Origin of the sequence: Streptomyces sp. BK022, from assembly GCF_004217355.1 — a bacterium.
Lineage (GTDB): Bacteria > Actinomycetota > Actinomycetes > Streptomycetales > Streptomycetaceae > Streptomyces > Streptomyces griseoluteus.
In genome coordinates this window covers 1099691-1112682 of record NZ_SHKU01000002.1, presented here as the reverse complement: position 1 = coordinate 1112682, position 12992 = coordinate 1099691, and the positions used below count along the sequence as shown (strand labels likewise).

Here is a 12992-nt window from a genome sequence, read left to right as displayed (position 1 = left end):
CGGAAAGCGGGCGGGGCCCTAGTGGCGGTCCCCGAAGACCGTGCGGTGCCAGTCCTTGCGGACGACGGCCGTGTTGTCGAACATGACGTGCTTGACCTGCGTGTACTCCTCGAAGGAGTACGCCGACATGTCCTTGCCGAAGCCGGACGCCTTGTATCCGCCGTGCGGCATCTCGCTGATGATCGGGATGTGGTCGTTGATCCACACGCACCCGGCGCGCAGCTCGCGGGTGGCTCGCTGGGCGCGGTAGACGTTGCCGGTCCACGCCGAGGCGGCGAGGCCGTACGGGGTGTCGTTGGCCAGCCGCAGGCCCTCGTCGTCGGTGTCGAAGGGGAGGACGACGAGGACGGGCCCGAAGATCTCCGACCGGACGATCTCGCTGTCCTGGGCGGCACCGGTGACCAGGGTGGGCCGGTAGTAGGCGCCGCTCCTGAGGTCGCCGCCGGGGGCCTCGCCGCCGGTGACCACGGTCGCGTAGGCGCGGGCGCGGTCCACGAAGCCGGCGACGCGGTCGCGGTGGGCGTGCGAGACCAGCGGGCCGAGGTCGGTGCCGGGCGCGAAGGGGTCGCCGAGCCGCACGGTCTCCATCAGCGCGGCGGTCCGCTCCACGAACGCCTCGTACAGCGGGCGCTGCACATAGGCGCGGGTCGCGGCCGTGCAGTCCTGGCCGGTGTTGATGAGCGCGCCGGCCACCGCGCCGTTGGCGGCGGCCTCCAGGTCGGCGTCGTCGAACACCACGAAGGGCGCCTTGCCGCCCAGTTCCAGGTGGAGCCGCTTGACGGTGGCCGTGGCGATCTCCGCGACCCTGCGGCCGACGGCGGTGGAACCGGTGAACGACGTCATCGCCACGTCCGGATGTCCGACCAGGTGCTCCCCCGCGCCGGGCCCGGTCCCGCTGACGATGTTGATCACGCCGTCCGGGATGCCCGCGTCGACGGCCGCCCGCGCGAACAGCAGCGAGGTGAGCGGGGTCAGCTCGGCGGGCTTGAGCACGATGGTGTTGCCCGCGGCCACGGCCGGGAGGACCTTCCACGCGGCCATCTGGAGCGGGTAGTTCCAGGGCGCGATCGACCCCACCACCCCGATGGGCTCCCGGCGGACGTACGAGGTGTGGTCACCGGAGTACTCCCCCGCCGACTGCCCCTGGAGCTGCCGGGCGGCGCCCGCGAAGAAGGCGGTGTTGTCGATGGTGCCGGGGACGTCGAACTCGCGGGTGAGCTTCAGCGGCTTGCCGCACTGGAGCGATTCGGCACGGGCGAAGTCCTCGGCGCGGTCCGCCAGCACCGCGGCGAAACGGTTCAGCGCATCCGAGCGCTCGCCCGGCGTGGCGGCGGCCCAGCCGGGGAAGGCCGCGCGCGCGGCGGCCACGGCCGCGTCGACGTCGCTCTCCCCGGCGAGTTCGTAGCGGTACACCTCCTCGCCGGTCGCGGGGTCGGTCACCGCGTGGGTACGGCCCGAGGTGCCCGGCGCGGGGCGGCCCGCGACGAACTGCGCACCCTCTGCGAAGCGGTCACGCGCGGGAAATCGTTCCGGGGTGTCGGTGCCCGGTTTGTGCATGTCGCTCTCCTCCGCCGGACACCCCTGGAAGGGCCGGGTGGCGTGGCTCCAGCTCGATTTGAGTGCCGATCCTGACAGAGGAGCGGCAGTGCAACAAGGGATTCCGTTGTTGCCTTTTGGTTACGCGACGGAATCTGTCGGCGGGCTGTCGAGTCGCCAGAGAAAAGCAGGGACGGGTTGTCAGTGGTGGCTGCCACACTCGCGTGCATGGGGAAGATCGACGGGATGGAAGCACTGATCGGCGCGGTCGGGGCCGGGGTACCCGTGAAGTACCTGCACTTCTGGGGGCACCGTCCGCAGCGGGACGGGAGCGTGGGCGCGGGGTGCCTGAGCCAGTGGTGGCCGGCGCCGTTCACGGTGGACGGGATCGTGTACGCGACCGCCGAGCACTGGATGATGGCGGGCAAGGCGCGCCTCTTCGCCGACCCGGACGCCGAGCGGCTGGTGCTTGCCTCGGGGCATCCGGCCGGGGCGAAGAAGGCGGGTCGCCTGGTCCGGGGCTTCGACGAGGAGATATGGCGCCGTGAGCGGTTCCGGATCGTCGTCGAGGGCAGCGTGCACAAGTTCGCCGCCGACCCCGGCCTGCGCGCGTACCTGCTCGGCACCGGCGAGCGGGTGCTGGTGGAAGCGAGCCCGGTGGACCGCGTGTGGGGGATCGGGCTGAGTGTCCAGGACGAGGCCGCGTGGGACCCGGCCCGCTGGAAGGGGCCGAACCTCCTGGGCTTCGCGCTGATGGAGGCTCGGGACCGGCTGCGTTCAGAGGCGGGCTGAGGCGGGGATCCTCGGCGTGGAGTAGGAGGAGCCGGGGTGCTGCGGCGCGGAGTTGTAGGAGGAGCCGAAGGGATCGTCGTCCGGCCGGCTGTCCTCCTTGTGTGTGGCGAACACGAAGATGCCGATGAAGAGCGCCAGTGCGGCCACGCCCACGATGATGCCGATGATGCCGAGCACGAAGCCCGCCTGGGCCTGCCCGCGGTTGGAGGCCTCTCCCCGGTCGGCACGCCTGCGGCCCTGGACCCCGAGGATCACGGCGATGACACCGAGGATCAGGGAGACGACTCCGTAGAGACAGAACAGCACGATGGAGAGGATGCCCAGCACCAGGGCGGCGGTGCCGGCGTTGTTCTGCGGGGCGGGGCCCATGGGGGCGCCGGGCCAGCCGTAGGCCGGGGGCTGGGGGTAGCCGGGGTAGCCCTGCGGACCCGGGTAGCCCTGGGGGCCGGGGTGGCTCGGGTAGCCGTAGCCGGCCGGGGCGTAGGGCGGGACGCCGGGGCCGTGCGGGCCGAGGGGCGGCGGCGGGACGGTGGGGCCGCCGTGCTGCGGGGGCACGGCGGGGCCGGCCTGCGGGCCCGGGCCGACGGCGGGCATGGAGGCCATGGTCGCCTGGTCGTGGACCGAGGAGGGGTTCTGCTGCTGCTTCTGCAGTGAGGGTCCCTGCGGCGGTGCCCACGGGTCGGAGCCCGGCTCCTGCCCACTGGTCCCTCGGCCGCCGTCGGGCTGCGTCTGCTCCGTCACGTCCTCATCCCCCCACGTAGCTTGTCAGCCCATGTTAGGGCCGCCGCGCGGGCCGTACGGAGCTGCCCCTTCCCTGAGCGACCGCAGGGGTCTGCCGCCCCGTCCTAGGATGTCTGCGCACCGTCCGACCAGCCTGGGGAGGCTCCCTTGACCGAGCGCAGCGCCGCCCGCGATCCGCACGACTTCATCGCCGGCCTGCCCAAGGCCGAACTGCACGTCCACCACGTGGGCTCCGCCTCCCCCCGCATCGTCTCCGAACTGGCCGCCCGGCACCCCGACTCCAAGGTCCCGGCCGACCCCGAGGCACTGGCGGACTACTTCTCCTTCACCGACTTCGCGCACTTCATCCAGGTGTACCTGTCGGTCGTGGACCTGGTCCGCACCCCGGAGGACGTCCGGCTGCTGACGTACGAGATCGCGCGCGACATGTCCCGGCAGCAGGTGCGGTACGCCGAGCTGACCGTCACCCCGTTCTCCTCCGTGCGGCGCGGCATAGAGGACCGGGCCTTCATGGACGCGATCGAGGACGCCCGCAAGTCCGCCGAGGCCGACTTCGGGACCGTGCTGCGCTGGTGCTTCGACATCCCCGGCGAGGCCGGGCTGGTGTCGGCGGAGGAGACGGCCCGGATGGCGACGGACGACCGCGTACGCCCCGAGGGCCTCGTCTCCTTCGGCCTCGGCGGCCCGGAGATCGGCGTCCCCCGCCCGCAGTTCAAGCCGTACTTCGACCGCGCGCGGGCCGCCGGCCTCCACTCGGTCCCCCACGCCGGCGAGACCACGGGCCCCCAGACGGTCTGGGACGCGCTGACCACGCTGGGCGCGGAACGCATCGGCCACGGCACCAGCTCCGCCCAGGACCCCCAGCTGCTGGCCCACCTGGCCGAGCACCGCATCGCCCTCGAGGTCTGCCCCACCTCCAACATCGCCACCCGCGCCGTCCGCACCCTCGACGAACACCCCTTGAAGCAGTTCGCCGACGCGGGCGTCCTCGTCACCATCAACTCCGACGATCCCCCGATGTTCGGCACGGACCTGAACAAGGAGTACGCGATCGCGGCCCGCCTGCTCGACCTGGACGAGCGGGGTCTGGCCGCCCTGGCGAAGAACGCGGTGGAGGCGTCGTTCCTGGACGCGGCGGGGAAGAAGCGGATCGCCGCGGAGATCGACGCGTACACGGAGGCGTGGCTGGCGGGCTGACCTCCTGGCCCCCTCCTGGCTGCCAGAATGTCGACCATGCAGACCTGGACCGCCGTCGCACACCGGGGCGACCCCTACCGTTTCCGCGAGAACACCCTCGCCTCGCTGCGCTCCGCGCTGGACCGGGGCGCGGACGCGGTGGAGATCGACGTACGCCTCACCCGCGACGGCGTCCCCGTCCTCCTGCACGACGACACCCTGAAGCGCCTGTGGGAGGTCGACCGCCCCCTGTCCGCGCTGACGGCGGCCCAGGTCACGGAGTTGACGGCGGGCGGCGTCCCGACCCTCGCGGAGGCCTTGTCGGCGACGGAGGGCGCGCGGGTCATGGCGGACCTGTGCGGCGGGGTGACCCCCCGGGTGGCGGACCGAGTCCTGGACGTGGTCCGCCAGTCCGACGCCGAGGACCGCGTCTACTACTCAGCGGGCGCCGAATCCCTCCTGACCCTCCGCGAGGCCGCCCCCACAGCCGAGTTGGCCCTCACCTGGACCACCTCGGCCCGCCCCCGCCCCGCCCTCCTGCAGGCCCTGCGCCCCCGCTACCTCAACTACCGCTTCTCACTGGTCGACGGGGACTTGGCCCACCGCGTCCACAAGGAGGGCTACCTGCTGTCGGTCTGGACCCCGGACACCACCCGCTCCATGCGCAAGCTGCTGACCCTGGGCGCGGACTCGATCACGACGAACCGGATCGACACGCTTGCCGCTCTGCGGACCAAGTCGGCCTAGGAGCACGGTCGTGAACCGCCATCGCGGTACCTGAGTTCAGCCCCCTGGACTCAGATGCTGCGTCAGCAGTACGGCGAAGCCCGGCAGCCCGGCCTTAGCGAGTCGGGCGACGGCATCAGAGGTCGTGACGGGCGGGTTGCGCTTCTCTGCGGCAAGTCCGACCACCGTGTCCGTCACCTCGTCGGGCAGATCGCCGTAGAGCTCGCACAAGTAGGCGTCCGGGTCGATCACTCGGACTCCGCGCTCAGCCAATTCACCGGCAGGAAAGTCGGCAAGGTTCCAGGTGACCAGCGTGGAGGCGCCTGAAGCCACGGCCGCCGCCGCATGGTGCCGGTCGTCGGGGTCATCGCCCGGCATCGCGTCCACGAGATGCTCGTAGGACTCCGCTGCGATCTCGCAGTCGGCGAAGAAGCGTCGAACCGCACGGCCGACCGCGGCAGCCGACTCCGCCGAACGCCTGCCCTCGCGGACGATGACCCGCTCCCACTCCGCGAGGAGTCGCTCGGACCACACGATCTCGTGGACGGAGTCCTCCGTGAGGGCCAGCATCACGTCCATCACCGAGAACGGAAACAAGACGTTGGTGTCCACGAAGACCCGCGGTGCCACGCTTCCCCCTGTGCTTCGCCACCGGCACCGAGACCGGGATCAACCGGCCGATTCGGTGTCGTCCAACGCGTCGGCGATCTGCCGCCGCCCCTCCCTGCGGCGCTCACGCCGCTGCTGAAACGCCAGCACGTCGGCAAGACGCACCACACGGTGGCTGCTTCCGGGCAGGTTCGTCGACGGGATGTCGCCCGCGTCCAGCAGGCGGGTGACAAACGGCCGGGACAGGCCCAGAAGCTCAGCGGTCTCAGCAGGCGACAGCTGAGCCTCGGAGGCCAGGACGGTGACCGCGTGCCCGCGGGACAGCTCGCCGGCGGAGGCAAGGAGAATGCGGACGAGTTCCCGGGGCAGCGCCAGCTCGCCGCCATCAGATGTGCGCAGCAGGACCTGAACCTGCTCCGGCGCCATCCGGGCAGCCGCGGCGAGCGCGCGCTGATGCGAGGGATCCGGTTGGACCTTCTCGGCACGGGCAAGAACGCTCGTACGAGCCATGGCCACCCTCCGATCACCGACCCGGACAGAAATTCATCTGCAATAACTGTAACCGAGGGGGTCGGGGCGGACAAGCACAAGGCCCTGACTCGAAAACCCTGTGGGCACCGACCCGGCGGAACGGCGCCCCTCACTCCCCCACGTACTCCCCCAAGTGCCGCCCAGTCAGCGTCGATCCGTCCGCGATCAGGTCGGCCGGTGTGCCTTCGAACACCACCTGTCCGCCGTCGTGTCCCGCGCCCGGGCCGAGGTCGATGATCCAGTCCGCGTGGGCCATCACCGCCTGGTGGTGCTCGACGACGATGACGGACTTGCCGGAGTCCACCAACCGGTCGAGCAGACCGAGGAGTTGCTCGACATCGGCGAGGTGGAGGCCGGCGGTCGGCTCGTCCAGGACGTAGATGCCGCCCTTGTCCCCCATGTGCGTGGCCAGCTTGAGCCGTTGGCGTTCTCCGCCGGAGAGGGTGGTGAGCGGCTGGCCGAGGGTGAGGTAGCCGAGGCCCACGTCCGAGAGGCGGGTCAGGATGCGGTGCGCGGCCGGAAGACGCGCGTCGCCCTCGGCGAAGAACGCCTCCGCCTCGCTGACCGGCATCGCCAGCACCTCGCTGATGTCGCGACCCCCGAGCCGGTACTCCAGCACCGCCGCCTGGAAGCGCCGCCCCTCGCACTCCTCGCACGTCGTGGCGACGCCCGCCATCATGGCGAGGTCGGTGTAGACCACCCCGACGCCGTTGCACGTGGGGCAGGCGCCCTCGGAGTTGGCGCTGAACAGCGCGGGCTTGACCCCGTTGGCCTTGGCGAACGCCTTGCGGATCGGGTCCAGCAGCCCTGTGTAGGTGGCGGGGTTGCTCCGCCGCGACCCCCGGATCCCCCCCTGGTCGACGGAGACGACCCCCTCCCCCTCCGGCACCGACCCGTGCACCAGCGAGCTCTTGCCGGAACCGGCGACCCCGGTCACCGCGACCAGCACCCCGAGCGGGATGTCCACGTCGACCCCGCGCAGGTTGTTGGTGTCGGCGCCCCGGATCTGAAGCGCACCGGTCGCCTTGCGGACGCTCTTCTTCAGCGAGGCCCGGTCGTCCAGGTGGCGCCCGGTGACGGTGTCCGAGGCCCGCAGCCCCTCGACCGTGCCCTCGAAGCAGACGGCGCCGCCACCCGTACCGGCGCCCGGACCGAGGTCGACCACATGGTCGGCGATGGCGATGGTCTCCGGCTTGTGCTCCACGACCAGCACGGTGTTGCCCTTGTCGCGCAGGCGCAGCAGCAGGCCGTTCATCCGCTGGATGTCGTGCGGGTGCAGTCCGGTGGTGGGCTCGTCGAAGACGTAGGTGACGTCGGTGAGCGAGGAGCCGAGGTGGCGGATCATCTTCACCCGCTGCGCCTCGCCTCCGGACAGCGTGCCCGAGGGACGGTCGAGGGAGAGATAGCCGAGGCCGATCTCCACGAACGAGTCGAGACTGTGACCCAGCGCGGTGAGCAGCGGGGCGACCGAGGGGTCGTCGAGGCCGCGCACCCATTCGGCGAGGTCGGTGATCTGCATCGCGCAGGCGTCGGCGATGCTCACGCCGTCGATCGTCGAGGTGCGGGCGCCCTCGCTCAGCCGGGTGCCCGCGCAGTCGGGGCAGACGGTGAAGGTGACGGCCCGCTCCACGAAGGCGCGGATGTGCGGCTGGAGCGAGTCGACGTCCTTGGCGAGGAACGACTTCTGGATCTTCGGGATCAGGCCCTCGTACGTGAGGTTGACACCCTCCACCTTGATCTTGGTGGGCTCCTTGTGGAGCAGGTCGTGCAGCTCCCGCTTGGTGAACTTGGCGATCGGCTTGTCCGGGTCGAAGAAGCCGCAGCCGGTGTAGATACGGCCGTACCAGCCGTCCACGCTGTAACCGGGGATGGTGAGCGCGCCCTCGCGCAGCGACTTGGTGTCGTCGTAGAGCTGGGTGAGGTCGATGTCGGTGACCGCGCCCCGGCCCTCGCAGCGCGGGCACATCCCGCCGGTGCGGCTGAAGGTGACCTTCTCCGCCCTGCGCGCCCCCTTGTCGACCTTGATCGCGCCGCTGGCCTGTACCGACGCGACGTTGAAGGCGTACGCGCTGGGTGGGCCGAGGTGCGGGGCGGCGAGCCGGCTGAACAGGATGCGCAGCATCGCGTTGGCGTCGGTGGCGGTGCCGACGGTGGAGCGGGGGTCGGCGCCCAGGCGCTGCTGGTCCACGATGATCGCGGTGGTCAGCCCGTCGAGGACGTCCACCTCGGGCCGGGCGAGCGTCGGCATGAAGCCCTGGACGAACGCGCTGTACGTCTCGTTGATCAGCCGCTGCGACTCGGCGGCGATGGTGCCGAACACCAGCGAGCTCTTGCCGGAGCCGGAGACGCCGGTGAACACCGTCAGCCGGCGCTTGGGGATCTCGACGCTGACGTCCTTCAGGTTGTTCACCCGCGCGCCGTGGACCCGGATCATCTCGTGGCTGTCGGCGGCGTGCACGTCCGCGCCCTTGGTCATCCCGTCTCCCTCTTCACGTACTGGCTTTCCTGCCGTGCGCCGGGCAGGCTCAGCGGTGCTCCTGGATGCGGAGCATGTTGCCCGCGGGGTCCCGTACCGCGCAGTCCCGGATGCCGTACGGCTGGTCGGCGGGCTCCTGGACGATGTCGGCGCCGGCCGCCACCAGCCGGTCGAAGGTACCGTCCAGGTCCGGGGTGGCCAGCACCATGCTGGCGTAGGTGCCCTTGGCCATCATCTCCGCGATGACGCGCCGCTCTTCGTCGGTGATGCCGGGGTCCATGGCGGGCGGGCTCAGCACGATGTTCGTGTCCGGCTGGCCCTTGGGGCCCACGGTGAGCCAGCGCAGGTTGTTGTGGCCCACGTCGTTGCGCAGCTCGAAGCCGAGGGTGTCCCGGTAGAAGGCGAGGGCCGCCTCCGGGTCGTCCTGCGGAAGGAAGCTGGCGTGAATGCTGATGTCCATGGCCGTCACGCTAGCCGTGGCCCGGGACCCGCGCTTCTCGATTCCTGACCGGTCTGGTCACCACCTTGACCACGCAGGTCGGCAGCCCTTCCGTCGCCCGCGCCGCCTCGGTCCGGTACACGCTCGGCGCCATCCCGACCAGCTCGCTGAACCGCGTACTGAACGTCCCGAGCGACGAGCACCCGACCTCGAAGCACACCTCGGTCACACTCAGGTCCCCCCGCCGCAGCAGGGCCATCGCCCGCTCGATCCGCCGCGTCATGAGATAGCTGTACGGCGACTCCCCGTACGCGGCCCGGAACTGCCGGCTCAGATGCCCGGCCGACATGTGCACCCCGCGAGCCAACGCCTCCACGTCCAGCGGCCGCGCGTACTCCCGGTCGATCCGGTCCCGCACCCGCCGCAACAGCCTGAGCTCCCGCAGGCGGCGCGGGTCACCGGGTGAGCTGGTCATACCGACAGCGTGCCACGGGCGGCACAGCGGCCGGCCTTGTGATCTTTCGCGTGCGCCATCCAGAGGACGATGTCGCAGACCCGGAGAGCGCTGACCGTCTCGGGAACCCCGGCACGTTTTCGCAGGTCGAGGAGGGTGTGGTGCAGGGCGTGGTCGTCGGCTCGCAGGGCGGTGTGGAGGGGGAGCCAGAAGTGCGGCGGCCAGCCCAGCAGGCACTTCACGACGTTGTCATAGACGGGGATCAGCCGGGGCCGCTTGCGGGCCAGCAGCTTGCCCGCCTTGACCCAGCCGACGCCGTCCGCGCGACGCAGGAGTCTCCATGCCTGATCAGCAGCCGAGCCGGTGTCCAGTTGCGCGGCATCGACCTCGACCATGTCGGCATCCGCCGGGATACGGCTGAGCAGCTCGCTCAGCGCCCGGCCCGGAGGCCCTTCCAGCAGGTCCAGGGAGACCTGGGCAGGCACCGTGACCGACAGCATCTGCACCGCGACCAGATCCTCGGCGGTCACCACGTCCGCGACCCCGACCCGATCACCCCCACCCCCCAGGTGCTCGAACCGAGCGCCGGTATAAGCCGCCTCGCTCCCCAGCCCGAAGTAGCTCCGCAGACTGGTCACAGCCCGCTCGGAACCCAGGTGACCCCGCACTATGCCGCCAAGAGGCGACGACTGCCCCGACATGTCCAGCCCCCCTGATCGCTGGGGAGAAACCCTAGACCCCTACAACCCCGCGATCGAGTTCCACCGCCGCGCGAACTCCGGCCGTTCCGTCGGCTTGATGTCGCGGGCTATGGCGAGGCGCTCGCGCATCGGGCCGTCGGGGAAGATCAGGGGGTTCGCGGCGAGGGCGGCCGTCTCCCGGTCGGGGCTGTCGGCGAGGATGCGCCGGGCTGCCGGGACCGGGCAGACGTAGTTGACCCAGGTGGCGAGTTCGGCGGCAACCGAGGGGGTGTAGTAGTAGTCGATCAGGCGCTCGGCGTCGGCCTTGTGGGCGGCGCGGTCGGGGATCATCAGGGAGTCCGACCAGAGCTCGGCGCCCTCCTCGGGGACGACGAAGCGGATGTGCGGGTTGTCGGCCTGGAGCTGGATGACGTCGCCCGAGTACGCCTGGCAGGCGAGGACGTCGCCGCTGACCAGGTCCTTGGTGTAGTCGTTGCCGGTGAAGCGGCGGATCTGGCCCCGGCGGACCTGGCGTTCCACCTCGTCGCACATGGTGTGGAAGTCGGCCGCCGTCCAGCGGGTGATGTCCACGCCGTCGCCCTGCATCAGCAGCGCGAACGCCTCGTCGAGCCCGGACAGCAGCGTCACCCGGCCCTTGAGGTCGCTCGCCCAGAGGTCCTTCACGTGCCGGATCTCGCGGCCGAGCCGGCGGCGGTCGTACGCGATGCCGGTGATCCCGGACTGCCAGGGGACGGTGAACATGCGGCCCGGGTCGAAGGCGGGCCGGCGCAGCAGCGGGTCCAGATACTTCTCGACGTTCGGCTGCCCGGCCCGGTCCATCCGCTGGACCCAGCCGAGGCGGACGTACCGCGCGCACATCCAGTCGCTGATGACGATCAGGTCCCGGCCGGTGGGCCGGTGGTTCATCAGGGCGGGGCTGATCTTGCCGAAGAACTCGTCGTTGTCGTTGATCTCCTCGACGTAGTCGACGGAGATCCCGGTGCGCTTCTCGAAAGCGTCGAGCGTGGGCCGCCTGTTCGCGTCGTCGTCATCGGTGTCGATGTACAGCGGCCAGTTCGACCAGGTCAGCCGGTGGTCGGTGGCGGACCGGTCGGGGGCGGAGCGGTCACCGGGACGGACGTATGCCGAGGGCACCCCGCACCCGGCGAGCGCGCCGAGCGCGGCGGTGCCCCCGAGGGCCCGCAGGACGGACCGGCGGGAGGGGGCGGAACCACGAACAGAGGTGTGAAGCACCCCGAAAGTGTGCCGCCCCGTCCCCCGCGGGGACAATCCGACCCGGCAAGGGGGGTCAGGAGTCCAGCGACGTCATGACGTGCTTGATCCGCGTGTAGTCGTCGAACCCGTAGGCCGACAGGTCCTTGCCGTAGCCCGACTTCTTGAAGCCGCCGTGCGGCATCTCCGCGACCAGCGGGATGTGGGTGTTGATCCACACGCAGCCGAAGTCCAGCTTCTTGGACATGCGCATGGCGCGCCCGTGGTCCTTGGTCCACACCGAGGAGGCCAGCGCGTAGTCGACGCCGTTGGCCCACTCGACGGCCTGGTCCTCGTCGGTGAAGGACTGGACGGTGATGACCGGCCCGAACACCTCGTTCTGGATGATCTCGTCGTCCTGCTTCAGGCCGGAGACCACGGTCGGGGCGTAGAAGTACCCCTTGTCACCGACCTGGTGGCCGCCCGACTCGACCTTGGCGTGCGCGGGCAGCCGCTCGATGAAGCCGGCGACCTGCTTGAGCTGGTTCGGGTTGTTCAGCGGGCCGTAGAGCACGTCCTCGTCGTCCGGCTGGCCGGTCTTCGTCTCGGACGCGGCCTTGGCGAGCGCGGCCACGAACTCGTCGTGGATGGACTCCTGGACGAGGACACGCGTCGCGGCCGTGCAGTCCTGGCCGGCGTTGAAGAATCCCGCCACCGAGATGTCCTCGACGGCCTTGGGGATGTCGGTGTCCTCGAAGACGACGACCGGCGCCTTGCCGCCCAGCTCCAGGTGGACCCGCTTGAGGTCCTTGGAGGCCGACTCGGCGACCGACATGCCCGCGCGCACCGAGCCGGTGATGGAGGCCATCGCCGGGGTCGGGTGCTCGACCATCATGCGGCCGGTGTCGCGGTCGCCGCAGATGACGTTGAAGACACCGGCCGGCAGGACCGAGCCGATGATCTCCGCGATGAGGACGGTGGAGGCCGGGGTGGTGTCCGAGGGCTTGAGGACGACCGTGTTGCCCGCGGCGAGCGCCGGGGCGAACTTCCACACGGCCATCATCATCGGGTAGTTCCACGGCGCGACCTGCGCGCAGACGCCGATCGGCTCGCGGCGGATGATCGAGGTCAGGCCGTCCATGTACTCGCCGGCCGAGCGCCCCTCCAGCATCCGGGCCGCGCCCGCGAAGAAGCGGATCTGGTCGACCATCGGCGGGATCTCCTCGGAGCGGGTGAGCCCGACGGGCTTGCCCGTGTTCTCCACCTCGGCCGCGATGAGTTCCTCGGCCCGCTCCTCGAACGCGTCGGCGATCTTCAGCAGGGCCTTCTGCCGCTCGGCGGGGGTGCTGTCGCGCCACGCCGGGAACGCCTTGGCGGCGGCGTCCATGGCGGCGTCCACGTCCGCCTGCCCGGACAGCGGCGCGGTCGCGTACACCTCACCGGTGGCGGGGTTGACCACCTCGGTGGTCCGTCCGTCGGCGGCGTCCCGGAACTCACCGGCGACATAGTTCCGGAGTTTGCGCAGCCCACGCGGCTCGGTGCTCACTGCCGGCCTCCTGATCTGGTTCGAGGGTTCGAGCTGTCCCCGCCCCGGAAGGCGCACGGCTGTCCGGTGGCTGA

Annotated in this window: 13 protein-coding genes; 3 read left to right on the top strand and 10 right to left on the bottom strand. The window is 70.8% G+C overall.

All coding sequences use genetic code 11. The features are described from left to right. Positions 1-18: 18 nt before the first annotated feature. Complete coding sequence (locus tag EV284_RS11220) at positions 19-1557, bottom strand: gamma-aminobutyraldehyde dehydrogenase (RefSeq protein ID WP_130332779.1); 1539 nt, start codon at positions 1555-1557, stop codon at positions 19-21. Between the two features lie 207 nt (positions 1558-1764). On the opposite strand from EV284_RS11220, the gene EV284_RS11215 reads away from it, so the two are divergent. Next, a complete protein-coding gene (locus tag EV284_RS11215; RefSeq protein WP_130332777.1) occupies positions 1765-2328 on the top strand; it encodes an NADAR family protein in 564 nt (187 codons plus the stop codon). Here EV284_RS11215 and EV284_RS11210 read toward each other — a convergent pair. Next, entirely contained in the window at positions 2314-3069 is a 756-nt protein-coding gene (locus EV284_RS11210; protein WP_242625639.1) for a DUF4190 domain-containing protein, read from the bottom strand. The genes EV284_RS11215 and EV284_RS11210 overlap by 15 nt on opposite strands. Before the next feature lie 147 nt (positions 3070-3216). Between EV284_RS11210 and EV284_RS11205 the strand changes: the two genes are divergently transcribed. Next, entirely contained in the window at positions 3217-4266 is a 1050-nt protein-coding gene (locus EV284_RS11205) for an adenosine deaminase (RefSeq protein ID WP_130332775.1), read from the top strand. A gap of 36 nt (positions 4267-4302) precedes the next feature. Then, complete coding sequence (locus tag EV284_RS11200) at positions 4303-4992, top strand: glycerophosphodiester phosphodiesterase (protein WP_130332773.1); 690 nt, start codon at positions 4303-4305, stop codon at positions 4990-4992. Positions 4993-5028: 36 nt separating this feature from the next. Here the strand turns inward: EV284_RS11200 and EV284_RS11195 are convergent, their stop codons facing one another. From EV284_RS11195 to EV284_RS11160, 8 genes are all read right to left on the bottom strand, one after another. Beyond that, complete coding sequence (locus tag EV284_RS11195) at positions 5029-5583, bottom strand: PIN domain-containing protein (RefSeq protein WP_207228996.1); 555 nt, start codon at positions 5581-5583, stop codon at positions 5029-5031. 57 nt (positions 5584-5640) lie between these two features. Next, positions 5641-6090: a helix-turn-helix domain-containing protein gene (locus EV284_RS11190; protein ID WP_130332771.1), complete on the bottom strand. Its 450-nt coding sequence runs from the start codon at positions 6088-6090 to the stop codon at positions 5641-5643. A 130-nt stretch (positions 6091-6220) separates the two neighbouring features. Next, positions 6221-8587 carry an excinuclease ABC subunit UvrA gene (locus EV284_RS11185; RefSeq protein WP_130332769.1) on the bottom strand — a complete coding sequence of 789 codons (2367 nt, stop codon included), beginning with the start codon at positions 8585-8587 and terminating at the stop codon, positions 6221-6223. A 49-nt stretch (positions 8588-8636) separates the two neighbouring features. After that, positions 8637-9047: a VOC family protein gene (locus tag EV284_RS11180; RefSeq protein ID WP_130332767.1), complete on the bottom strand. Its 411-nt coding sequence runs from the start codon at positions 9045-9047 to the stop codon at positions 8637-8639. 10 nt (positions 9048-9057) lie between these two features. Continuing rightward, a complete protein-coding gene (locus EV284_RS11175; protein WP_130332765.1) occupies positions 9058-9501 on the bottom strand; it encodes a helix-turn-helix transcriptional regulator in 444 nt (147 codons plus the stop codon). Then, positions 9498-10118 (bottom strand): DUF6308 family protein, encoded by a 621-nt coding sequence (locus EV284_RS11170; protein ID WP_242625638.1) that lies wholly within the window; start codon positions 10116-10118, stop codon positions 9498-9500. The genes EV284_RS11175 and EV284_RS11170 overlap by 4 nt, the downstream gene beginning before the upstream one ends. A gap of 102 nt (positions 10119-10220) precedes the next feature. Next, positions 10221-11414 carry an extracellular solute-binding protein gene (locus tag EV284_RS11165; protein ID WP_130332761.1) on the bottom strand — a complete coding sequence of 398 codons (1194 nt, stop codon included), beginning with the start codon at positions 11412-11414 and terminating at the stop codon, positions 10221-10223. Between the two features lie 55 nt (positions 11415-11469). Next, a complete protein-coding gene (locus EV284_RS11160; protein ID WP_130332759.1) occupies positions 11470-12918 on the bottom strand; it encodes a gamma-aminobutyraldehyde dehydrogenase in 1449 nt (482 codons plus the stop codon). Positions 12919-12992: the final 74 nt, after the last annotated feature.

Excerpts from the sequence above, each read along its gene's own strand:
- EV284_RS11220 (WP_130332779.1), bottom strand. The coding sequence starts at position 1,557 with ATGCACAAACCGGGCACCGACACCCCGGAACGATTTCCCGCGCGTGAC.
- EV284_RS11215 (WP_130332777.1), top strand. The coding sequence starts at position 1,765 with ATGGGGAAGATCGACGGGATGGAAGCACTGATCGGCGCGGTCGGGGCC.
- EV284_RS11200 (WP_130332773.1), top strand. The coding sequence starts at position 4,303 with ATGCAGACCTGGACCGCCGTCGCACACCGGGGCGACCCCTACCGTTTC.
- EV284_RS11190 (WP_130332771.1), bottom strand. The coding sequence starts at position 6,090 with ATGGCTCGTACGAGCGTTCTTGCCCGTGCCGAGAAGGTCCAACCGGAT.
- EV284_RS11185 (WP_130332769.1), bottom strand. The coding sequence starts at position 8,587 with ATGACCAAGGGCGCGGACGTGCACGCCGCCGACAGCCACGAGATGATC.
- EV284_RS11180 (WP_130332767.1), bottom strand. The coding sequence starts at position 9,047 with ATGGACATCAGCATTCACGCCAGCTTCCTTCCGCAGGACGACCCGGAG.
- EV284_RS11175 (WP_130332765.1), bottom strand. The coding sequence starts at position 9,501 with ATGACCAGCTCACCCGGTGACCCGCGCCGCCTGCGGGAGCTCAGGCTG.